This is a genomic window from Streptomyces sp. NPDC093149, from assembly GCF_044754145.1.
Classification (GTDB): domain Bacteria; phylum Actinomycetota; class Actinomycetes; order Streptomycetales; family Streptomycetaceae; genus Streptomyces.
The window spans coordinates 63,507-83,774 of the sequence record NZ_JBIVON010000011.1; the positions used below are offsets into that span (position 1 = coordinate 63,507).

Here is a 20,268-nt window from a genome sequence, read left to right on the forward strand (position 1 = left end):
GGCGTCAGTAGGCGCGGGCCACCAGCGCGACATTACCGGGGGCGTCGTCCGTATCCGGCACCGACCCGTCCTCCGCGACCAGGCACCGCACCGAGACCCCCCGTTCCGCGAGCCGGGCCTCCCCCGCCGGACCGAGGGCCGACCAGGCGATACGTGCCCAGCCGCCCGCTGCCGCCGCCTCCGCGGCCTCCTCGACGGAGGCGGCCTCGGTGGTGGACGACTCGCGCCGGTCGCGGGACTCGCGCAGCAGCGCCGCCTGGTCCTCCTCCAGGATCGCCGGAAGGAGCGCGGGCAGCGCCTCGATCGCCACCGGCTCCTTCCCGCCGGGGACGCGCCTGGCCAGCATCGCGGTGCCGCCTTCCAGATCGCGCGGGCCGATCTCGATCCGTACCGGCACGCCCTTCAGCTCCCAGTCGACCGTGCGACGGCCGAACGGGGTGTCGGTGCGGTCGTCGACCTCGGTCCTGATCCCCGCGGCGCGCAGCCGCTCCCCGACGGACCGGGCCGCGGCCAGCACGGCCTCGTCCTCCTTGACCGCGAGGACGACCGCCTGGACGGGGGCGAGCCGCGGCGGCACCCGGAGGCCGTGGTCGTCGCCGTGCGCCATGATCAGACCGCCGACCATACGGGTCGACGAGCCCCACGAGGTCTGCCAGACCAGTTCCCGCCTGCCCTCCCTGGACAGGTAGCCGGTGTGGAAGGCCTTGGCGAAATTGGTGCCGAGCTCGTGGCTCGTACCCATCTGCAGGGCCTTGCCGTCCCGCATCATGCCTTCGAGCGTCAGGGTGTTGACGGCGCCGGCGAACCGCTCGGCCGGGGTCTTGCGACCCAGGACCACATCGATGCCCAGGACATCGGTCATGAAATCCGCGTAGACGTCCCGCTGGATGTACGCGGCGTACTCCCGGGCCTCCTCGTAGGTGGCGTGGGCGGTGTGGCCCTCCTGCCAGAGGAATTCCGTCGTGCGGAGAAAGACCCGCGGCCGCATCTCCCAGCGCACCACGTTCGCCCACTGGTTGATCAGCAACGGCAGATCTCGGTAGCTCCGCACCCATTTCGAGAAGTACTCGTTGATGATCGTTTCGGACGTCGGCCGCACCACCACGGGCTCTTCGAGCTCTTTTCCGCCTCCGTGGGTCACGATCGCGAGCTCCGGCGCGAATCCCTCGACGTGCTCGGCTTCGCGTGTCAGGTAAGACTGGGGGATGAAGAGCGGGAAGTAGGCGTTCCGGGCGCCCGCTTTTTTGATCCGGGCATCCATCTCCTGCTGCATCCGCTCCCACAGGCCGTATCCGTACGGCCGGATGACCATGGTGCCGCGCACCGGACCGTTGTCCGCGAGTTCGGCCTTGTTGATCAGATCCTGGTACCAGCGGGGAAAGTCCTCGGCCTGGGGCGTGAGAACGGGTGCCTTTGCCATGGCGCGCATCGTACGGCGACACCGCACACCACACGGAACGACGGGCCCCGCTGCAGCGGTCCGTCCCTCCGGGCGCACCGGCCGGGCACCCGGCCATCGCCGTCGGGCCCCTGGACGCGGGGGCCGATGCGCAGTTCTCCGACATACGGGGGCAACGGGCGCACACGCAGAGGGGGGCATCCACTCGGGGCACGACCGATCGGACACGACCGACCTCTCGGCGGATTGGGGCGCTTCCATGACACCTACGCTCGTCCGGCACCACAGCCACGCGGACACGGCCACCCCGGTGGATCCCGACACCGGTGCCCGGGACTGGGCCGAGATCCAGGAGCGGATGCTCGCACCGCTGTACGAAGCGGTGTACGAGCGGCTCGAAGTGGGAACCGGCACCCGGCTGCTCTCCCTCGGCTGCGGCTCCGGTCTCGCGCTGCTGATCGCGGCCGGCCGCGGGGCCCGCGTCACGGGCGTCGACACCGACCCCGACCGGCTGGCACTCGCGCGGGCCCGGCTGCTGCCCGACCCGGGGAACGAGGCCGGAACCGGGGCCGGGCATCGCCGGCTCCTCGACGGTGATCCGTCCGAGGCCGCCCCGGCCGACGGGACGCCGTACAACCTGCTCACCGCGTTCACCCCGATCGGCTGCTCGTCCGGGGACGCGGAAGGGCTGGTGTCCGCGCTGCGGTCCGCCGTGCCGCTGGCCGCCCGCGGCAGCACGGTGGTGCTGACCGGGTGGGGTCCGCCGGAGCGGTGTGCGACGGCGCCGGTGCTGCGGGTGGCGGACCGGCTCTCCGACGGGGCGCCGACGCCCCGCCCGGACGGCTGGCGCGTGGCGCGCCGGGACGACCTGGAGGAAGTGGCGTTCCGGGCCGGTCTGAAACCGGACGGCTCCGGACGGGTGGCGTGCCCGTTCGGGTACGCGGACATGGACAGCGCGGTGCGGGGGTTGCTCTCGACGCGGCTCTTCGACGCGGCGGTACGGGTGACGGACCGGGCCCAGGTGGAGAAGGAGGTCGCGCAGGCCCTGCGTCCGCACCGGCGCCGGGACGGCACGATCTGGATGCCGAACGTCTTCCGCTATCTCGTGTGCGCCACGTGATCGTGGTCCCGCGGTGCGGCATGTGAACCCCGTGTGCAACACGGGGCCGGGCGGCCGCTACTTGGCCAGACGGGTGATACCGGCCGCCCGGTAGGCCGCGGCCTCGTCGAGCGTCTCGTGCTCCAGCAGGGCCGCGGCCAGCGCGTCCAGCCGGTCCCGGTTCTCGCGCAGGAGCCGGCACGCCGCCTCGTAGCACTCGTCGACGATCCGCCGCATCTCGCCGTCCACCGCGTCGAGCGTCGCGGGGGCGGCCGACAGGCCGTACGCCTGCTGGGCATCGCCCGGGATCGCGGTCAGCCTGCCCACCTTGTGGCTCATGCCCCAGCGGCCGACCATGCCGCGGGCCAGGTTGGTGACCTGCTCCAGGTCGCTCTCCGCACCCGTGGTGATCACGTCGAAGACCACCTGTTCGGCGGCCATCCCGCCGAGCGCGCCGATGATGCGGCCGCGCAGGTACTCCTCGGTGTAGGCGTACTTGTCGGCGTCCGGAGTCGAGAGGGTGACACCCAGGGCCCGGCCGCGCGGGACGATGGTGACCTTGCGGACCGGATCGGCGCCCGGCTGGACCATGCCGAGCAGGGCGTGCCCGCTCTCGTGGTACGCGGTCCTGTGGCGCTCCTCGTCCGACATGACCAGCGAGCGTTCCGCTCCGAGCTGGACCTTCTCCAGGGCGTCCGAGAGATCGGACTGGCTCACCTCGGACTGTCGGCGCTTGACGGCGAGCAGCGCGGCCTCATTGGCCAGGTTGGCGAGATCGGCGCCGGTCATTCCGGGGGTCGTGCCGGCCACCTGGGCCAGGTTCACGTCCTCGGCGAGCGGGATCTGCCGGGTGTGGATCTCCAGGATCGCCTCCCTGCCGCTCCTGTCCGGCGGGCTGACCTGGACGATCCGGTCGAAGCGGCCGGGCCGGGTGAGGGCGGGGTCGAGGACGTCGGCGCGGTTGGTGGCGGCGAGGACGACGACCCCTTCCGAACCGGAGAAACCGTCCATCTCGGTGAGGATCTGGTTGAGCGTCTGCTCGCGCTCGTCGTGACCGCCCATGCCGGAGCCGCCGCCGCGGGCCCGGCCGATGGTGTCGATCTCGTCGATGAAGATGATGGCGGGTGCGACCTTGCGCGCCTCCGCGAAGAGTTCCCGTACCCGGCTCGCACCGACGCCGACGATCATCTCGATGAACTCGGAGGCCGAGGCCGAGAAGAACGGCACTCCGGCCTCGCCGGCGACGGCCCGCGCGAGCAGGGTCTTGCCGGTTCCGGGAGGTCCCGCGAGGAGGACTCCGCCGGGCATCCGGGCGCCCATCCTCCGATAGGCCTGCGGGTTCTTCAGGAAGTCCACGACATCGTTGAGTTCGCCCTCGACCTCGTCGATCCCGGCCACGTCCTGGAAGGTGGTGCGCTTGGCGCCCTCCAGTTCGACGGGCTTGGGCGGCGCCTTGCGCCCGAAGCCGCCCATCCCGCCACCCATGCCCCTGGCCATCCGCCGGGCGATGAACACCCAGAGCAGGACGAGCAGCAGCATGGGGGCCAGCGAGATCAGCAGATTGGCCAGGAAGCTGCGCTGCTGGACGACGGGCTCGGCGGTGACGGTGACGTTGTCCTTGACCAGTTCGGCCCAGAGGTTGTCATCCGCGAAGGCGGGCCGCTGAGTGACGAACTTGGTGTACGTCTTGTCGCTTCCCGGAACCTTCGCTTCCTTCTTGAGCTGCCCCTGGATGGCGTCGCCCTTGGAGTAGATCTTGGAGACATTGCCCGAGGTGACCTGCTTGCTGAACTCCGTGTACGCGATGGTCCGCTCCTCCGCCCCGTTGAAGAAGGACAGCACCAGATTGGCGATCAGGTAGACGGCGAGCGCGGTCAGCAGCAGCCCGCCCCAGCCCCCGGGCATCTTCCGGCCCGTCGGCGGGGGTGGTGGGGCGCCCTCGGAGCGCCACGGCTGGTCGGTTCGATCGCGGGGAGGTACGGGGTTGGTCACGCGTGCTCCTCTTCCGACAGCCGTCAATCGTGACATTAGATGAGAAAGCGACACCAAGCCCCCTGTGGGCCTCTCCAGTGGGCCCACAGGGGGAATCAAGGTCGCCCGGGTGAATTCCTTGTCAATATCCAGAATCCTGTTTACTGTTTGATTCGTGAACGCTTTCGATGACCGCTTCCTCACTCGAAACGGCCTCGCCGCCCGGCAGCTCGCCGTCCTGCTGCTCAACCACGAGCCGGACACCCGCCTGCCCCGTGTGCGCGACTTCGCCGAGGAGCTGGGCTGCGGAAACGGGACCGTTCAGGCGGCCTTGCAGCTGCTGGAGGATTCCGGTGCGATCGAGACGACGGCCCGCGGCCATCTCGGCACCTTCCTCGTCCGGTCCGACCGTTCCGTCCTGTGGCGGCTGTCCGGACTCGGCACGCTGCTCGCCGCGATGCCGCTCCCGTACTCGCGCAGGTACGAAGGGCTGGCGACCGGGCTGCGCAGCGCCTTCGAGGAGGCGGGCGCGCCGTTCGCGATCACGTTCATGCGAGGTGCCGGAGCCCGCACGGCCGCACTACTGGAGGGCAAGGTCGACCTCGTCATCCTGTCCCGCTTCGCGGCCGACCAGCTGATCGCCGAGCACCCGGTGGAACTCGTCGCCGATCTCGGCCCCGCCACCTATGTCGGCGCGCACGGGATGCTGGTGCGGCACGGCGTCGACCTGGACTCCCCCGGGCTGCGGGTGGCCGTCGACCACGCGTCCGAGGATCTGCGGATGCTCGTGGAGCGGGTCTTCGCCGGCCGGGACGACATCGAGTGGCTGGAGGCCTCGTACATGCAGCTGCGCGATCTGTTCGCCCGCGACGAGGTCGACGCCACCGTCTGGAACCTGGACGAGGCGCAGGACCGGATCGGGCCGGGCGTCGACGTGCTCCCGCTCGGCGACGAGGTCACCCGCGAGCTGTCGCTGCGCAACTCCAGCGCGGCCGTCATCGGACGGACCGAGGGGACGAAGGCGCTCGCCGCGGTCCGGGACGCGCTCGACCTGTCCCTGGTGACCCGGCTGCAGAGCGAAGTACTGCGGGGCGAGCGCATGCCCTCGTACTGACCGGCGGGTGACGGACATCTCGCTCGTCCGGAACATTCACCGGCCTGAAAATACAGAATCCTGGTTACTGTTGATTTTAGGAGGATCACCATGGACGACCAGCTCGCACTGCGGATCCAGCTCTTCCGCGAAGGCGGCCAGGTCCGGCCCGAAGTGGCCGACTTCGTCACCGCCGAGCTGACCGCCCTGGAAGCCGACGGCCGCACGGTCACCGAAGCGACCGCGGGCATGCTGACCAGCCATCTGATGATGGCGCTCACCCGGCTCCTGGACGGGGAACCGATCGAGCAGTTCCTCACCGACGACCAGGTCGCCGCCGAACTGGCCGGACACCCCGACGCGGTCGAACGCGCCCGCGCCGTGTCCGCGCGGGCGGAGCGCGAGCTCGGCGCCGCGCTCCCCGACTCGGAGGTCAACTTCCTCGGCATGCACCTCGCCGTCCTGGCCCAGCAGTCACCGGCCGCCCCCACTTCCTGACCGGCCCCGGCCCCCGGCCCGCGGAACAGACACGTCCCGGCCCGCGGAAACAGACGCACAGAGAGAAGAGACAGAAATGACGAAGATCCTCACCGGCGGAGTCGGCAAGGTCGAGGTCGCGAAGGCCATCGCCGAGCTCGGCATCGACTCCCTCGACGTCGTCACCTCCAGCGACATGGACGCCGCGATGAAGCTCCGCGTCGGACAGGCCGACTACTACCTCGGCACCTGCCACACGGGGGCCGGTGCCTCCCTCGGGGTCCTCGTCGGCCTCATGGGCACCGCCGCCTGCCACACCTTCGGCCGCAGCGTGCCCACCGAGGAGGAGATCACCGCCCTGATCGCCGACGGCAAGAAGGTCTTCGGCTTCTCCATGGACCAGATCGACGCCATCGCCCCCCTCATGGCGCGCGCCATCGCCGCCCGCGGCTGATCCGGCCGCCCCTCCCCCGTCCCGGGCACGAAGGAGTGACTCGTGAGCACCACACTCGCCGCCGGCACCAGCCTTGATTTCACGCTGGCGCAGCAACTGACCGTGATAGCCCTGTGCGCGCTGACCGCGTACATCTCGCACATGGCTCTGGCCGTCTTCAACGACGGCGTACGTCCGTTCCTGCTGGACTTCATCCAGGGGCGCACCACCCGCAGCGCGACGACGGCGGTCTCCTTCGGCCTCTCCGCCGGATTCATCTTCGGGCTCGGCGCCCCGATGGCCCTCTCCACCGGCGTGCTCAACCCGTGGCTCGTCTTCCTGCCCACCGACATCCTCGGCATCCTGGCACCGAAGAAGTGGCTCGCGCCGATCCTCGGCGGCGCCTGGGGGGCCGTCGTCGTCTTCGGACTGAACGGCGCCAACAACGTCGCGCACGACCTGCCCGTCGACTTCATCACCGCCATGCAGCAGATGTCGACGCCGATCCTCTTCCTCTTCACGCTGTTCCCGGTGCTCGCCATCACCAAGCAGTTCGGCCGCAAGTGGGGCGCCGTCGCCGGAGTCCTGGAACTCGCCCTGGTGGTCATGACCATGAAGGTCTGGCCGAAGATGTTCGCCGGGGCGCTGGCCATGGCCGTCGGTGTGCTGATGCTGATCGCCCTGGCCGTCGCCAAGGACATGAAGCAGCGCAAGGCCGACCGGGCCGCGGGTGTCACCGAGGTCGTCCTGGAGGACGACCCGATGGCCTCGCTCTTCAGCGCCAGCGCGGCCCGCCTGCGCAAGTACCTCCCGCTGTTCATGGTGCTCGGCGCCGGAGTCTGCGTGCTGGCTCAGATGCACATATTCGGCGGCGGCGAGGCGACCAGCTTCCTGATCGCCAAGGGGCAGTACTCCGAGGCCGCCCAGGTCGACTTCTACCGGGTCTTCGGCTTCATCCCGCTGATCGCGACGACCGCACTCGCCTCCGGCGCGTACGGCATCGCGGGATTCACCCTGGTGTACCCCATCGGCTATCTGATGCCGAACCCGTTCCTGGCAGCGGTCGTCGGTGCCGTCGTCTTCGCCGCCGAGGTCCTGGCCCTCTCGTACATCGGCAAGCTTCTCGGCAAGCTGCCCAGCGTCCGTGACTCCTCGGAGCACCTGCGCAGCGCGATCGGCGACACCCTGCAGCTCGCGATCCTCTTCGGCTCGCTGATGGCCGCCAACGCCATGGGCGGCGGGCTCGGCATCCTCGTCGTCGGCGGGCTCTACCTGCTGAACGAGGCGATGGGCCGGCCGGTCGTGAAGATGGCCGCCGCTCCCGCCGCGGTGATCGTCGGCGGCATCCTCCTCAACGTCCTGTACTGGCTCGACCTGTTCACCCCGATCAAGGGCTGAGGCCGACCGCGTACACGAAGAAGGAACCCCCCACGATGAACCACCCCGCCCCGCCCGTCCTGCGCACCGTCACCGGCGATCTCCCGGCCGGTTCCGTGACCGGTCCCGCCCTCGCCCATGAGCACCTGGTCCTCGACCTGGACCACAAGGGCGACGGCGCGGCCGTCCTCGACCCGCACCGTCACACCGCGGCGGTCACCACCGAGCTCACCGCGCTCCGCGAGGAGTTCGGCCTCGGCCTCGTCGTCGAACTGACCTGCCGCGGCATGGGCCGCGACGTCCGGGCCCTGGCCCGCATCGCCCAAGAAGCGCGGATCGCCGTCGTCGCCGCGACCGGCTGGTACTACGAACCGTTCCACACCCCCGAGATCGACGGCAGCAGCGTCGAGGAGCTCACCGACACGCTGGTCCGGGAGATCGAAGGCGGCATCGGCGCCACCGGCGTCCGCCCCGGTGTCCTCGGCGAGATCGGCAGCCACGGCGACACCCCGACGGCGCCCGAGGCCAAGGTGCTGCGCGCCAGTGCGCGGGCCGCCCTCGCCACCGGCCTCTCCGTCGCCACCCACGCCCAGCTCGGCCGCGGCGGGATCGCCCAGCTGGAGCTGCTGACCGGCGAGGGCCTGCCGGCCCACCGCGTCAGCATCGGCCATCAGGATCTGCTGGACGATCCCGCCGTCCACGAGGAGCTGGCGTCGAGCGGGGCGTACGTCGCGTTCGACACCGTCGGCAAGGACGGCTACCAGAGCGACGGCACCCGGCTGCGGCTGCTGCTCGCCCTCATCGAGGCCGGGCACGCCGACCGGGTGCTGCTGAGCTGTGACATCTCCCGCCACGGCTACCTCCTGGACGAGGGCGGCCAAGGGTACGGACATCTCTTCCGGAGCTTCCTGCCCGAGGTCCGTGCCGCCGGGGTCGACGACGAGCTGATCGACCTGATGACCCGTCGCAATCCGCTGCGTTTCCTGACCGGCGGACACGTGGAGGAGATCCGAGCATGAGTCCCGTACTTCCGCAGACCTTCCCGCTGGCGACGGTGGAGCTGGACGACGCGATCGCCAGACAGTTCCGGCTCCTGGAGGCCACCGCCACGCACTTCGAGGGCCCCCAGCTCTTCGACGCGGACGCCGGAGTCGTCCCGGGGCTCGGCCGCCCCCGCACGACCGCCCGGGTCGAGGCCGTGCTCGCGGACTTCTTCGGCGCCGAGGACGCCGCCTTCGTCCAGGGCGCGGGCACCGGCGCGATCCGCGCCGCCCTCAATGCCGCCGTGCGCGCGGGCGACCCTCTGCTCATCCACCGGGCCCCCGTCTACCGCACCACCGAGGTCACGCTGCGCGGCATCGGCGTGCGCACCGTCGAGGTCGACTTCAACGACGCGCGGGCGCTGCGCGAGGCCCTGGGGTCCGGCCGGTTCCGGTGGGCCTACGTCCAGCACACCCGCCAGCGGCTCGCCGACTCGTACGACCCGGCGGAGGTCCTCGCCGCCTGCCGGGCCGCCGGGGTCCGCACCCTGGTCGACGACAACTACGCCGTCATGCGCACCCCCGCCGCGGGAGTGGAGCTCGGCGCCGACGCCTCCTGCTTCTCCCTCTTCAAGCTGCACGGCCCCGAAGGCGTCGGCATCGTGGTCGGCGCACGCGACCTGGTTAGGCACATCCGCCGCGACAACTACTCCGGCGGCGGTCAGGTCCAGGGCTGGCAGGCGCTCGACGCCCTGCGTGCCCTCACGCACGTACCGGTCATGTGGTCCGTGCAGTCCCGGGTGGGCGCCGAGGTCGCCGAGCGGCTGGCCTCGGGCGAGGTGGACGGTGTCGCCGAGGTACGGATCGCCAATGCCCAGGACCGCTGCCTGCTGATCCGCCTCGACCGGCCGGTCGCGCGGGAACTGCCCGCCGTGGCCGCCCGCTTCGGGGCCGCGCCCTACCCCGTCGGCTCCAATTCCCGCTACGAGATCGCGCCGCTCTTCTACCGGATGTCCAGCTCCGCCCTGGACGACTCCCCCGAGCTGGCCGACTGGACCGTGCGCGTCAATCCGATGCGGGCGGGCGCGGATCTCGTCATCGACATCCTGCGCCGCTCGCTCGACGCCCTGAACGACCCGAAGGACGACTGACCGTGTTTCTCGACACCGTGCTCACCCGCAACCCCGAGCTCGTCGACGCCGCGGCCACCCTTCACCGGCGCGGCGAGATCCCGCCCGACACCTATGTGATGGACCTCGACGCCATCGAGGCCAACGCCGCACTGCTGGCGGCGGAGGCCGAACGGCTGGGCGTCGGCCTCTGGTTCGTCGTCAAGCAGCTGGGCCGCAACCCCGAGCTGATCAGGGCCGTCGCCCGGCACATCCCCGCGTTCGCCGCGATCGATCCGCCCGAGGCCCGCACCCTGCACGCCGCGGGCGCACGGGCCGGCAATCTCGGCCACCTCGTCCAGATCCCCCGTCGCGCACTGCCCGAGCTGCTGACCTGGCGCCCCGAGGCCGTCACCGTCTTCGACCTCGCCAACGCACAGGCCGTGTCCGAGGCCGCCGAGCGGCTGGGCTTCGTCCAGGACGTTCTGGTACGTCTCGAAGGCGCCCAGGGTTCGGTCTACCCCGGTCAGGAGGGCGGCGTCCCGCTCGCCCGGCTGGACGCCTTCGCCGAGGCCGCCGAACGGCTGCCCGGCATCCGGATCGCGGGCGTCACCGCCTTCCCCTGCGTCCTGTGCGACCCGGCGACCGGCGTTCCCCGCGCCACCCCCAACTTCGCGCTCGCCCTCAAGGCCCGCGAGGTCCTGGCCTCCCGCGGGCACGAGCGCCTGAAGCTGAGCGCGCCCAGCGCCACCTCGATGGCCTCCCTCCCCCTGCTCGCCGGACTCGGCGCCACCCACGGCGAACCCGGCCACGCCCTCACCGGCACCACCCCGCTGCACGCCGTCGACCCGCACCAGCCCGAGAAGCCCGCGTACGTGTACGTCAGCGAGATCGCCCACACCCTCGACGACGGCCGCCCGGCGATCCGCGGCGGCGGCTTCTACGCCCGGTCCCACATCCGCAGCGCCCTGCTGCCGCGCACCGGCGCACGCCTCGGGGTACAGGACGCGCCCGCCGAGAACATCGACTACTACCGGCTGCTCGACGCGCCCGCCGACGGCCAGGGCGTCCGGCTCGGGGACACCGCGCTGCTCGCCTTCCGCACCCAGATCTTCGTCACCCGCTCGACCGTCGCCGTCGTCTCCGGACTCTCCTCCGGCACCCCCCGGCTGAACGGGCTGTACGACGCCCAGGGCCGGGCCCTGTGAGGCCCGGCCCGGAGGAGGAGGCCCCCATGGCCAAGACCGTCATCGTCGTCGTCGACGGGTTCGGCATCGGCGCCATGCCCGACGCGGGCACCCTGCGCCCCGGCGATCTCACCGCCGACACCTGCGGACACGTCCTCGACCACTGCCGCGCGGCCCTCGGCCGCCCGCTGCGTCTGCCGGTGCTCGGCGCGCTGGGTCTCGGCCTGGTCCACCCGCACCCGGATCTCGCCCGTCGCACCCTTCTGCCCGTCGCCGCGGGCCGCGCCGCGCTCGGCTATCCCGGCGCCGACACCTTCGCGGGCCACCAGACCATGATGGGCGCCGACTTCAGCCGGGTCACCGTCGCCCGGCTCGCCGACCACCTCGACGAGGTGACCGGGGCCCTGGAGGCGGCCGGGCACCATGTCGTCCCGTTGGACGGCAAGCCGCTCCTCGTGGTCGACGGGGCGGTGCTCGTCCACGACAACCTGGAGGCCGACCCCGGGATCAACTGGAACGCCTCGGGACGCCTCGACGATCTGCCCTTCGAAGGCCCCGGCGGCATCCTCGCCGTCGCCCGTACCGTCCGCGCGGTCGCGCCCGTCGCCCGGGTCATCGCGGTCGGCGGCCACGCGGACGGCCCGCTCGGGCGGTTCGTACGCCCCGGCGACGCGGGAACCGTCGGCCTCGACACCCCCGCCACCGGCTTCTACCGCAACGGCGGCCTGGAGGTCCAGCACCTGGGCGCCGAGCTCGACCACACCCGCCAGCTCCCCGATCTGGCCGCCCGCGCGGGTGTTCCGGTCACCCTGGTGGGGAAGGCCGCCGACATCCTGGCGTGCGAGGCGGCGCGGCGGCACCCTGCCGTCAGGACCGCCGACGTGCTCGCGCACACCCTCGAAGCGGTACGCGCCCCCGGCGCCGCGCTCGTCGTCGCCAACGTCCAGGAGACCGACCTGGCCGGGCACCAGCAGGACACCGAACGCTACGGACGCCTGCTGGAGCAGGTGGACGCCGGACTCGCCGGGCTCGTGGCACTGCTCGACGGCCCCGGCGACCGGTTGATCGTCACCGCCGACCACGGGAACGACCCCACGATCGGGCACGCCTACCACACCCGTGAGTACGTGCCGGTGCTGATCCACCGGCCCGGCACGGACGGCGTGGAGCTGCTGCCGGACGCGGAGAGCCTCGCGGATGTGGGCGCGACCGCGGCCGTCTCGCTGTCCCTGGACCCGGGCGGACTGGCCAACGGCACGGCGCTGCGGCCGGGACGGCACGCCGCGTAGGAACGGATGGGAACATGCGTGAGGGGCGCCCACCGGTGGTGGGCGCCCCTCACGCATGTCGCCGGGCGATCAGCCCATGAACTTCTTGAACTCGTCCGGCAGCTCGAAGCTCTTGTCCTCCTGCGCCGGCAGGCCGAACGCGCCGCCCTGCGCCGCCGCCTCGCGACGGGCCGCCGCGGCCTGCTCCTCGGCCTTGCGCTTCATCGGGTTGCCGCTCTTGCGCTTGCCCTTGGCCTGCTTGACCTGCTTCTTCTGCCGGCCGGGGCCACCACCCATGCCCGGCATCCCGGGCATTCCCGGCATGCCGCCGCCCTGTGCCATCTTCGACATCATCTTGCGGGCGTCGAAGAATCGCTCCACCAGGTTCTTCACGGCACTGACCTCGACACCGGAGCCCTTGGCGATGCGGGCCCGACGCGAGCCGTTGATGATCGTCGGCTCGGCGCGCTCCTTCGGGGTCATCGACTTGATGATCGCGGCGGTACGGTCCACGTCGCGCTCGTCGATGTTGTTGATCTGGTCCTTGATCTGCCCCATGCCGGGCAGCATCCCGAGCAGCTTGGAGATGGAGCCCATCTTCCTGACCTGCTCCATCTGGGCCAGGAAGTCGTCGAGCGTGAAGTCCTTGCCCTTGCTGGACGCCAGCTTGGAGGCCATTTTGGCGGCCTCTTCCTGGCTGAAGGTCTTCTCCGCCTGCTCGATCAGGGTGAGCAGGTCACCCATGTCGAGGATGCGGGACGCCATACGGTCGGGGTGGAAGGCGTCGAAGTCCTCGAGCTTCTCACCGTTCGACGCGAACATGATCTGCTTGCCCGTGACGTGGGCGATCGACAGGGCCGCACCACCGCGGGCGTCACCGTCGAGCTTGGAGAGCACCACGCCGTCGAAGCCGACGCCGTCGCGGAAGGCCTCGGCGGTGTTGACCGCGTCCTGGCCGATCATCGCGTCGACGACGAAGAGGATCTCGTCGGGGCCGACGGCGTCGCGGATGTCCGCGGCCTGCTGCATCAGCTCCTGGTCGATGCCGAGACGGCCGGCGGTGTCGACGATGACGACGTCGTACTGCTTGGACCTGGCGTGCTCGATCGAGTCCTTGGCCACCTGGACCGGATCGCCGACGCCGTTGCCCGGCTCGGGCGCGTACACCGCGACACCGGCGCGGTCGGCGACGACGCTGAGCTGGTTGACGGCGTTGGGGCGCTGGAGGTCGCAGGCGACGAGCAGCGGGGAGTGGCCCTGGCCCTTGAGCCAGAGGCCGAGCTTTCCGGCGAGGGTGGTCTTACCGGCACCCTGGAGACCGGCGAGCATGATCACGGTGGGCGGGTTCTTGGCGAACCGCAGCCGCCGGGTCTCGCCGCCGAGGATGCCCACGAGCTCCTCGTTGACGATCTTGACGACCTGCTGGGCGGGGTTCAGCGCCTGGGAGACCTCGACGCCGCGCGCCCGCTCCTTGACGTTGGCGATGAAGGCCCGGACGACGGGCAGCGCGACGTCGGCCTCGAGCAGGGCGATACGGATCTCGCGGGCCGTGGCGTCGATGTCCGCCTCGGACAAGCGGCCCTTGCCCCGGAGGTTCTTGAAAGTCGCGCTAAGGCGGTCGGAGAGAGTATCGAACACGGCGCTCGTCGGTCCTCAGGGTCGGGGGCGGGGCAGGTCAGTCGTCCCCAAGGGTATCCGGACCCCGGGAAACGCGAAGCCCTCGCCCGGTTCTCATGCCGTACGGGGGCCCGCGGGCCGGGCTGCGGCGCTCAGCCCAGCGCCTTCTCGACCTCCCGGGCCACCTCGGCCGCCCGCGCCTCGGGCAGCGGCTCCCCGTCGGTGTCCGTGACGTAGAAGGCGTCCACCGCGTTCGCGCCCAGCGTCGACACGTGCGCGCTGCGCACCCGGACCCCGCTGTGTTCCAGCGCCCGGCCGATCCGGTGCAGCAGTCCCGGGGCGTCCTGGGCCCGTACCTCGATCACCGTCGCCAGCCGTGAGCCGGCCGCGGCGACCGTCACCCTCGGCGGCGGGGCCTTCACCCCGCGCCGCCTGGGGTAGGCGGCCTCGCGCTCGGCGAGCCGGGCACGGATGTCCAGGGAGCCGTCCAAAGCGCGTACGAGGTCGGCGCGCAGGCGGCCCGCCTGCGGCAGGGAGCCGTACTCGGCCGCGACCCGCCAGCTGAGCAGCAGCAGGTCGGCGGATTCGTCGGCGCCGAGTTCCGTGGGGAGTTCCACGGCGCGCAGGTCGGCGGCGCGCACGGTGAGGCGGTGCAGGGCGAGGACGCCCGCCGCGGCCGGCAGCACGCCGGGCCGGTCGGGCAGGGCGATGAGGAGTTCGACACCGACCGGTTCCGGTTCGCCGTCCTCGTCCGGGGTCCCGGCCTGGGCGTGCAGGGCGAGGACGGGTTCGCCGGTGCGCAGGGCCTCGACGGCCAGGCGCTCCTGTTCGGCGCCGGGTGCGGCGGGGGCCGGTTCTTCGGGGGCCTGGCCGGCGAGCACGGCGGCGACGCGCTCGACGAGGTCGGCGACGAGGGCGGCACGCCAGGAGGACCAGGCCGCGGGCCCGGTGGCGAGGGCGTCGGCCTCGGTGAGGGCGTGCAGAAGTTCCAGGGTGGAGGCGGTGGAGACGGCGTTCGCGACGGAGCGGACGGTCGCCGGGTCGTCGAGGTCACGGCGGGTGGCGGTCTCGACGAGCAGCAGATGATGGCGCACGAGGGTGGCGATGACGCCGACGTCGTGCTGGTCGAAGCCGATCCGGGCGGCCATGTCCCGGGCGATGACCTCCCCGGCGGCGGAGTGGTCGCCGGGCCAGCCCTTGCCGATGTCGTGCAGGAGCGCGGCGACGAGGAGCAGGTCGGGGCGGCCGACGCGACGGGTGAGCGAGGAGGCGCGGACCGCCGCTTCGACGAGGTGACGGTCGACGGTCCAGGTGTGGACGGGGTTGCGCTGGGGGCGGCAGTGGACGCGTTCCCAGTCGGGGAGCAGCCGGGTGATCAGGCCCTCCGCTTCGAGCGCCTCCCAGACGGGAACGGTGGCCTCGCCCGCGCCGAGGAGGGTGACGAGTTCCTCACGGGCCTCGGCGGGCCAGGGCACCGGCAGCGGGCGGGCGGTGGTGGCGAGGTGGCGTACGAGGTGCCGGGAGAGCGGGAGTTCGGACTGTGCGGCGGCCGCGGCGGCCCGCAGCACGAGCACGGGGTCGCGTTCGGGGCGCGCGGTGCGGGCGAGCACGACTTCGCCGTCCGCCTCGACGACGCCGTCGGCGAGCGGGGTACGTTCGGCCGCGGTGGTCCTGCCGCCGCCCAGGATCGCGCGCAGCCGGGGGCGCGCCGAGCGGGCCCGCAGCACGCGGTTGACCTCGCGCCAGGTGACGTCGGTGGCGTACGAGACGGTGCGGGCGGCCTCGTACACCTGGCGGAGCAGGGCGTCCGCGTCGAGGAGGCCGAGCTCGGCGGCGGCCTGGTCCTGGTCCTGGAGTCCGAGACGGTCGGTGGCGCGGCCGGTGGTGAGGTGGAGGGCGTCGCGGGCGTCGAGGAGGACGCGGCGGGCTTCGGCGAGGCCCTCGCGGGGGGCGTCGGCGACCCAGGAGGCGGCGACGGCGCGCAGTGCGGTGACATCACGCAGTCCGCCGCGGGCCTCCTTGAGGTCGGGTTCGAGGAGGAACTGGAGCTCGCCCTGGCGTTCGGCGCGTTCGCGGCAGAGCTCGTCGAGTGCGGGGAGGCGTTTGACGGCCTGGTTGCGCCAGTCGGCGAGGACCGCGGTGCGCAGCGTGGCGACGAGGCCGAGGTCTCCGGCGACGGGCCGGGCGTCGAGCAGTCCGAGCTGGACCTTGAGGTCCTCGCCGGCCGTTCTGCGGGCCTCGGCGGGGGTGCGCACGGAGTGGTCGAGGGCGAGGCCGAGGTCCCAGACGGGGTACCAGACGCGGTCGGCCAGGGCGGCGACCGCGGCCGTGTCGGCGTGGCCGTCGTGCAGCAGCAGGAGGTCGAGGTCGCTGCGCGGGGAGAGTTCACCGCGGCCGTAGCCGCCGACGGCGACGAGGGCGGCGCCGCGGACGCCGGTCTGTTCGGCGGCGGCGGTGAACAGCGCGGTGAGCCAGTCGTCGGTGAGCGAGGCGAGGGCCGCACGGCGCGGCGGCCCGGACCGCGCCTTCCCCTGGAGGAGGCGCAGCCGGGCCGCCGCGTAGCCGCTGGGTTCCGAGTCCTCGGATTCGGTGGTCGATTCGGTGCTCGTCACCCGGCTGCCTTTCGTCTCGGGGCCGTCGGTCTTGGGACGGTGGTCGTCGGGGCCGTCGGTCAGAGGGCGTCCGGGCCGCGTTCGCCCGTCCGTACGCGGACCGCGGTGTCGACCGGCACGCTCCAGACCTTGCCGTCACCGATCTTGCCGGTCCGCGCGGCCTTCACGACGACGTCGATGAGCTCTTCGGAGTCCTCGTCCTCGACCAGGACCTCGATGCGGATCTTGGGGACGAGGTCGACGGTGTACTCGGCGCCCCGGTAGACCTCGGTGTGGCCGCGCTGACGCCCGTAGCCGCTGGCCTCGGTCACCGTGAGGCCCTGGATGCCGAAGGCCTGCAGGGCCTCCTTGATCTCGTCGAGCCGGTGCGGCTTCACGACTGCGGTGATGAGCTTCATGCGTCCACCTTCTTGGTCTGCGTTGCTGCCGTCGTACCCGGTGCCGTGGCGGAGGCGGTGCGCGGGGCCGTGCCGCCGCCCGCTCCGCTGAAGTCGTACGCCGTCTCGGCGTGTTCGACCTGGTCGATGCCGGAGATCTCGTCGTCCTCGTCGACCCGCATACCGATCGTCCTGTCCAGGAGGAAGGCGAGGACCGCGGAGACGACCAGAGAGTACGCGAGGACGGCGAAGACCCCGACGGCCTGCTTCCCGAGCTGGTCGAGGCCACCGCCGTAGAACAGGCCCTTGGCGTCGGACTGCACGCCGCCGGTGGCGAAGAAGCCGATGAGGAGGGAGCCCGCGACACCGCCGACGAGGTGGACACCGACGACGTCCAGGGAGTCGTCGTAGCCGAACCTGTACTTCAGGCCGACGGCCATGGCGCACAGGACACCGGCGATGGCACCGACCGCGATGGCACCGAGCGGACTGACGGCGCCGCCGGACGGGGTGATGGCGACGAGGCCGGCGACGGCGCCGGAGGCCGCGCCGAGGGTGGTGAAGGAGCCGTGGCGGAGCTTCTCGTATCCGAGCCAGGCGAGCATCGCGGCGGCGGTGGCGACCTGGGTGTTGACGAACATGACCGCGCCGACGCCGTCGTCGTTGCCGAGCCACGAGCCGGCGTTGAAACCGAACCAGCCGAACCAGAGCAGTCCGGCACCGAGCATGACGAGCGGCAGGCTGTGCGGGCGCATCGGGTCCTTCTTGAAGCCGACGCGCTTGCCGATGACGAGGATCACGCCGAGCGCGGCGGCACCCGCGTTGATGTGGACCGCCGTGCCCCCGGCGAAGTCGATGACGCCGAGCTCGAACAGCCAGCCGCCCGCGCCCCAGACCCAGTGGGCGACGGGGAAGTAGACGACGGTGGCCCAGAGCGTGATGAACAGGGCCCAGGAGGTGAACTTCACCCGGTCGGCGAGGGCACCGCTGATCAGCGCGGGAGTGATGACGGCGAACATCAGCTGGAAGACGGCGAAGACGTAGACGGGGATCGTGTATCCGTCCCAGAGCTGGGTGATGCCGATCCCGCTGAGGCCGACGAAGTCCGAGCTCCAGCCGAGGACGGAACCGATGTCGGTGCCGAAGGCGAGGCTGAACCCGTAGAGCACCCACAGGATCGTGACGATCCCGAGGCTGATGAAGCTCATCATCAGCATGTTGAGGGTGCTCTTGACGCGGACCATGCCTCCGTAGAAGAAGGCCAGGGCCGGGGTCATGAGCATCACCAGGGCGGAGCAGATGAGCATGAACCCGGTGTTGGCGGCAGACAGCGTCGGGGTGTCTGCGGCAAGCGTCGTGATGCCTGGGGGCATCGGCGTCTCCTCGTCGTCGGTGCGGCCGCGTGCGGGCGGGATGAGCTGCACCACGTGCGGGACCACTGGGGAAAAGGTGCGGGCCGGTTATGCGCCATGAGACTCGCCCAGCGCGGTTTCCGCCGATGCCGCCCGGTGTTTCGCGGTAGTGACGAAGAGTTCGGGTGTGTTACGTCCCCATGAACCGGTGGTGGCGTATCCGGTGCGGGGCCTGCTTCGCGACCGGGTCCGCATACGGTGCGGTTACGACTCTCCCGTACGGGAACGGCAACGCGAACCGGCCACGCCGACCACCCGCTGACCTGGCGATGGGGGGAGCCGAAGTCGGTCTGTGCGGGGTGGTCGTCGTGGCCGGGGTCAGGGGGGTGTCGCTCAGACCGCCTCTGCGGTCTCGGGCAGTTGCTCGGTGAGCATCTCGGTGAGCCGGGCGACATCGGGAATGTCCCCGAAGTCCCTGGCGGCGGTGTCGACCGTCTTGCGGAGCCGGGTGTTGACGCGCTCGGAGCGGATCTTCCTGGCCACACGCAGGGCCTGCTCGGCCGGCACCGTGGACTGCTCGGGCTCGCCCTTGAGGAGATGGACGGTGGCGAGGCCGATCAGGTTGAGTGCGTACGACCGCTGGTGCTCGTCGTCCTCGCCGAAGAGCTCGACGGCCTTCTGCATGCGGGATTCGGCGAGCGTGGCGTAGGTGGGGCTGCGGCCCGCGACATAGGCGAGGTCGCGGAACGAGTGGGAGTTCTCGCCGTTGAGCTCGGCCTCGGAGAAGAAACGGATCCAGTCGGGCTCGGGCTCGCCGTCGATGCCGACGTCGAGAAAGGTGTCCTCGGCCATCCGGACGGCTCGCTTGCACTTGCTGGGCTGGCCCATGTTGGCGTAAGCGCGGGCCTCCATCGCGTACAGCATGGCCTGGGTACGCGGGGTGGCGCAGTCCCGGCTGCCGTACTGCGCCAGGTGGATCAGTTCGAGCGCGTCGTCGGGCCGGCCGAGATGGATCATCTGGCGGCTCATGCTGGACAGAACATACGAACCGAGCGGTTTGTCGCCGGCCTCTTTCGAGGCATGGAGCGCGAGAACGAAATACTTCTGGGCGGTGGGCTGGAGGCCGACGTCGTAGCTCATCCAGCCGGCCAGCTCCGCCAGTTCGGCGGCGCAGCGGAAGAGCCGCTTGGCGGTGGCGGCCGGCTGCGGTTCCTGCAGCAGGTCGGTGACCTCGTGGAGTTGCCCGACGACGGCCTTGCGGCGCAGTCCGCCGCCGCACTGCGCGTCCCACTGGCGGAACATCGCGGTGGTGGATTCCAGGAGGTCGAGCTCGGGGCCGGAGAGCCTGGAGGGGCGGCGGTCCGCGGCGGACGGCTCCGGCTCCGCCGGTACGGCGGCGGCGACGGGCACCAGCCAGCGCTGCATGGGCTCGATCAGGGCGGGCCCCGCGGCCAGCGCGAGCGAGGAGCCGAGGAAGCCGCGGCGGGCGAGCATCAGATCGCTGCGGGAGAACTCACTGAGCAGGGCGACGGTCTGCGGACCCGCCCAGGGCAGGTCGACACCGGACACCGATGGTGACTGGTGCGTCGAGCGCAGTCCGAGGTCCTCGATCGCCACGACGGAGCCGAAGCGCTCCGAGAAGAGTTCCGAGAGGATGCGCGGGATCGGCTCGCGCGGCTGTTCACCGTCGAGCCAGCGCCGCACCCGGGAGGTGTCGGTGCTGATGTGGTGGGCGCCCGTCTGGCGCGCCCGGCGGTTCACCTGCCGCGCGAGCTCGCCCTTCGACCAGCCGCTGCGCACGAACCATGAGCTCAATTGCTCATTGGGGCGCTTACCGGCATTCGAATCGCCTGCGCCGCTGCCACTCACTGGAAGGCCCCCATTCCCGCCGAAATACTGTCGCGCGAACCACTGTCA

The 20,268-nt window shown here is 71.5% G+C and carries 16 protein-coding genes; 9 read left to right on the forward strand and 7 right to left on the reverse strand.

From position 1 onward, the window contains the following. Window positions 1-4: 4 nt before the first annotated feature. The gene (gene proS, locus ACIQCZ_RS29185) at window positions 5-1,420 is read right to left on the reverse strand and encodes a proline--tRNA ligase (protein WP_402286346.1); all 1,416 of its coding nucleotides are present in this window, start codon (window positions 1,418-1,420) and stop codon (window positions 5-7) included. 238 nt (window positions 1,421-1,658) lie between these two features. On the opposite strand from proS, the gene ACIQCZ_RS29190 reads away from it, so the two are divergent. After that, window positions 1,659-2,519, forward strand: a complete 861-nt coding sequence (locus ACIQCZ_RS29190) for a methyltransferase domain-containing protein (RefSeq protein ID WP_402286348.1) — start codon at window positions 1,659-1,661, stop codon at window positions 2,517-2,519. 57 nt (window positions 2,520-2,576) lie between these two features. Here the strand turns inward: ACIQCZ_RS29190 and ftsH are convergent, their stop codons facing one another. Then, the gene (gene ftsH, locus ACIQCZ_RS29195; RefSeq protein WP_402286351.1) at window positions 2,577-4,490 is read right to left on the reverse strand and encodes an ATP-dependent zinc metalloprotease FtsH; all 1,914 of its coding nucleotides are present in this window, start codon (window positions 4,488-4,490) and stop codon (window positions 2,577-2,579) included. Window positions 4,491-4,644: 154 nt separating this feature from the next. On the opposite strand from ftsH, the gene yhfZ reads away from it, so the two are divergent. From yhfZ to ACIQCZ_RS29235, 8 genes are all read left to right on the forward strand, one after another. Beyond that, window positions 4,645-5,583 carry a GntR family transcriptional regulator YhfZ gene (yhfZ, locus tag ACIQCZ_RS29200; protein WP_351083092.1) on the forward strand — a complete coding sequence of 313 codons (939 nt, stop codon included), beginning with the start codon at window positions 4,645-4,647 and terminating at the stop codon, window positions 5,581-5,583. 90 nt (window positions 5,584-5,673) lie between these two features. After that, window positions 5,674-6,060: a PRD domain-containing protein gene (locus ACIQCZ_RS29205; protein WP_391742861.1), complete on the forward strand. Its 387-nt coding sequence runs from the start codon at window positions 5,674-5,676 to the stop codon at window positions 6,058-6,060. Between the two features lie 76 nt (window positions 6,061-6,136). Beyond that, on the forward strand, window positions 6,137-6,493 hold the full coding sequence (locus ACIQCZ_RS29210; protein WP_402286353.1) for a DUF2620 domain-containing protein: 357 nt from the start codon (window positions 6,137-6,139) through the stop codon (window positions 6,491-6,493). Window positions 6,494-6,535: 42 nt separating this feature from the next. Further along, window positions 6,536-7,870, forward strand: a complete 1,335-nt coding sequence (locus ACIQCZ_RS29215; RefSeq protein WP_402286356.1) for a YhfT family protein — start codon at window positions 6,536-6,538, stop codon at window positions 7,868-7,870. A 35-nt stretch (window positions 7,871-7,905) separates the two neighbouring features. Then, a complete protein-coding gene (locus tag ACIQCZ_RS29220) occupies window positions 7,906-8,868 on the forward strand; it encodes a phosphotriesterase (RefSeq protein WP_402286357.1) in 963 nt (320 codons plus the stop codon). Next, the gene (locus ACIQCZ_RS29225) at window positions 8,865-9,980 is read left to right on the forward strand and encodes an aminotransferase class V-fold PLP-dependent enzyme (RefSeq protein ID WP_402286360.1); all 1,116 of its coding nucleotides are present in this window, start codon (window positions 8,865-8,867) and stop codon (window positions 9,978-9,980) included. Before ACIQCZ_RS29220 ends, ACIQCZ_RS29225 begins: the two co-directional genes overlap by 4 nt. Window positions 9,981-9,982: 2 nt before the next feature. Further along, the gene (locus tag ACIQCZ_RS29230) at window positions 9,983-11,146 is read left to right on the forward strand and encodes an alanine racemase (RefSeq protein WP_402286363.1); all 1,164 of its coding nucleotides are present in this window, start codon (window positions 9,983-9,985) and stop codon (window positions 11,144-11,146) included. Window positions 11,147-11,172: 26 nt separating this feature from the next. Further along, the gene (locus tag ACIQCZ_RS29235; RefSeq protein WP_402286365.1) at window positions 11,173-12,414 is read left to right on the forward strand and encodes a phosphopentomutase; all 1,242 of its coding nucleotides are present in this window, start codon (window positions 11,173-11,175) and stop codon (window positions 12,412-12,414) included. 69 nt (window positions 12,415-12,483) lie between these two features. Here ACIQCZ_RS29235 and ffh read toward each other — a convergent pair whose 3' ends face one another. The 5 genes from ffh to ACIQCZ_RS29260 form a co-directional block, all read right to left on the reverse strand. Beyond that, window positions 12,484-14,031, reverse strand: coding sequence for a signal recognition particle protein (gene ffh / locus ACIQCZ_RS29240; RefSeq protein ID WP_402286368.1), 1,548 nt, complete (start codon window positions 14,029-14,031; stop codon window positions 12,484-12,486). 131 nt (window positions 14,032-14,162) lie between these two features. Continuing rightward, window positions 14,163-16,622, reverse strand: coding sequence for a [protein-PII] uridylyltransferase (locus tag ACIQCZ_RS29245; protein ID WP_402286370.1), 2,460 nt, complete (start codon window positions 16,620-16,622; stop codon window positions 14,163-14,165). A gap of 59 nt (window positions 16,623-16,681) precedes the next feature. Further along, window positions 16,682-17,020 carry a P-II family nitrogen regulator gene (locus ACIQCZ_RS29250; protein WP_402286372.1) on the reverse strand — a complete coding sequence of 113 codons (339 nt, stop codon included), beginning with the start codon at window positions 17,018-17,020 and terminating at the stop codon, window positions 16,682-16,684. Next, entirely contained in the window at window positions 17,017-18,372 is a 1,356-nt protein-coding gene (locus ACIQCZ_RS29255; protein ID WP_402286712.1) for an ammonium transporter, read from the reverse strand. The genes ACIQCZ_RS29250 and ACIQCZ_RS29255 overlap by 4 nt, the downstream gene beginning before the upstream one ends. A gap of 372 nt (window positions 18,373-18,744) precedes the next feature. Continuing rightward, window positions 18,745-20,220 carry a hypothetical protein gene (locus tag ACIQCZ_RS29260; protein WP_402286374.1) on the reverse strand — a complete coding sequence of 492 codons (1,476 nt, stop codon included), beginning with the start codon at window positions 20,218-20,220 and terminating at the stop codon, window positions 18,745-18,747. Window positions 20,221-20,268 lie beyond the last annotated feature (48 nt).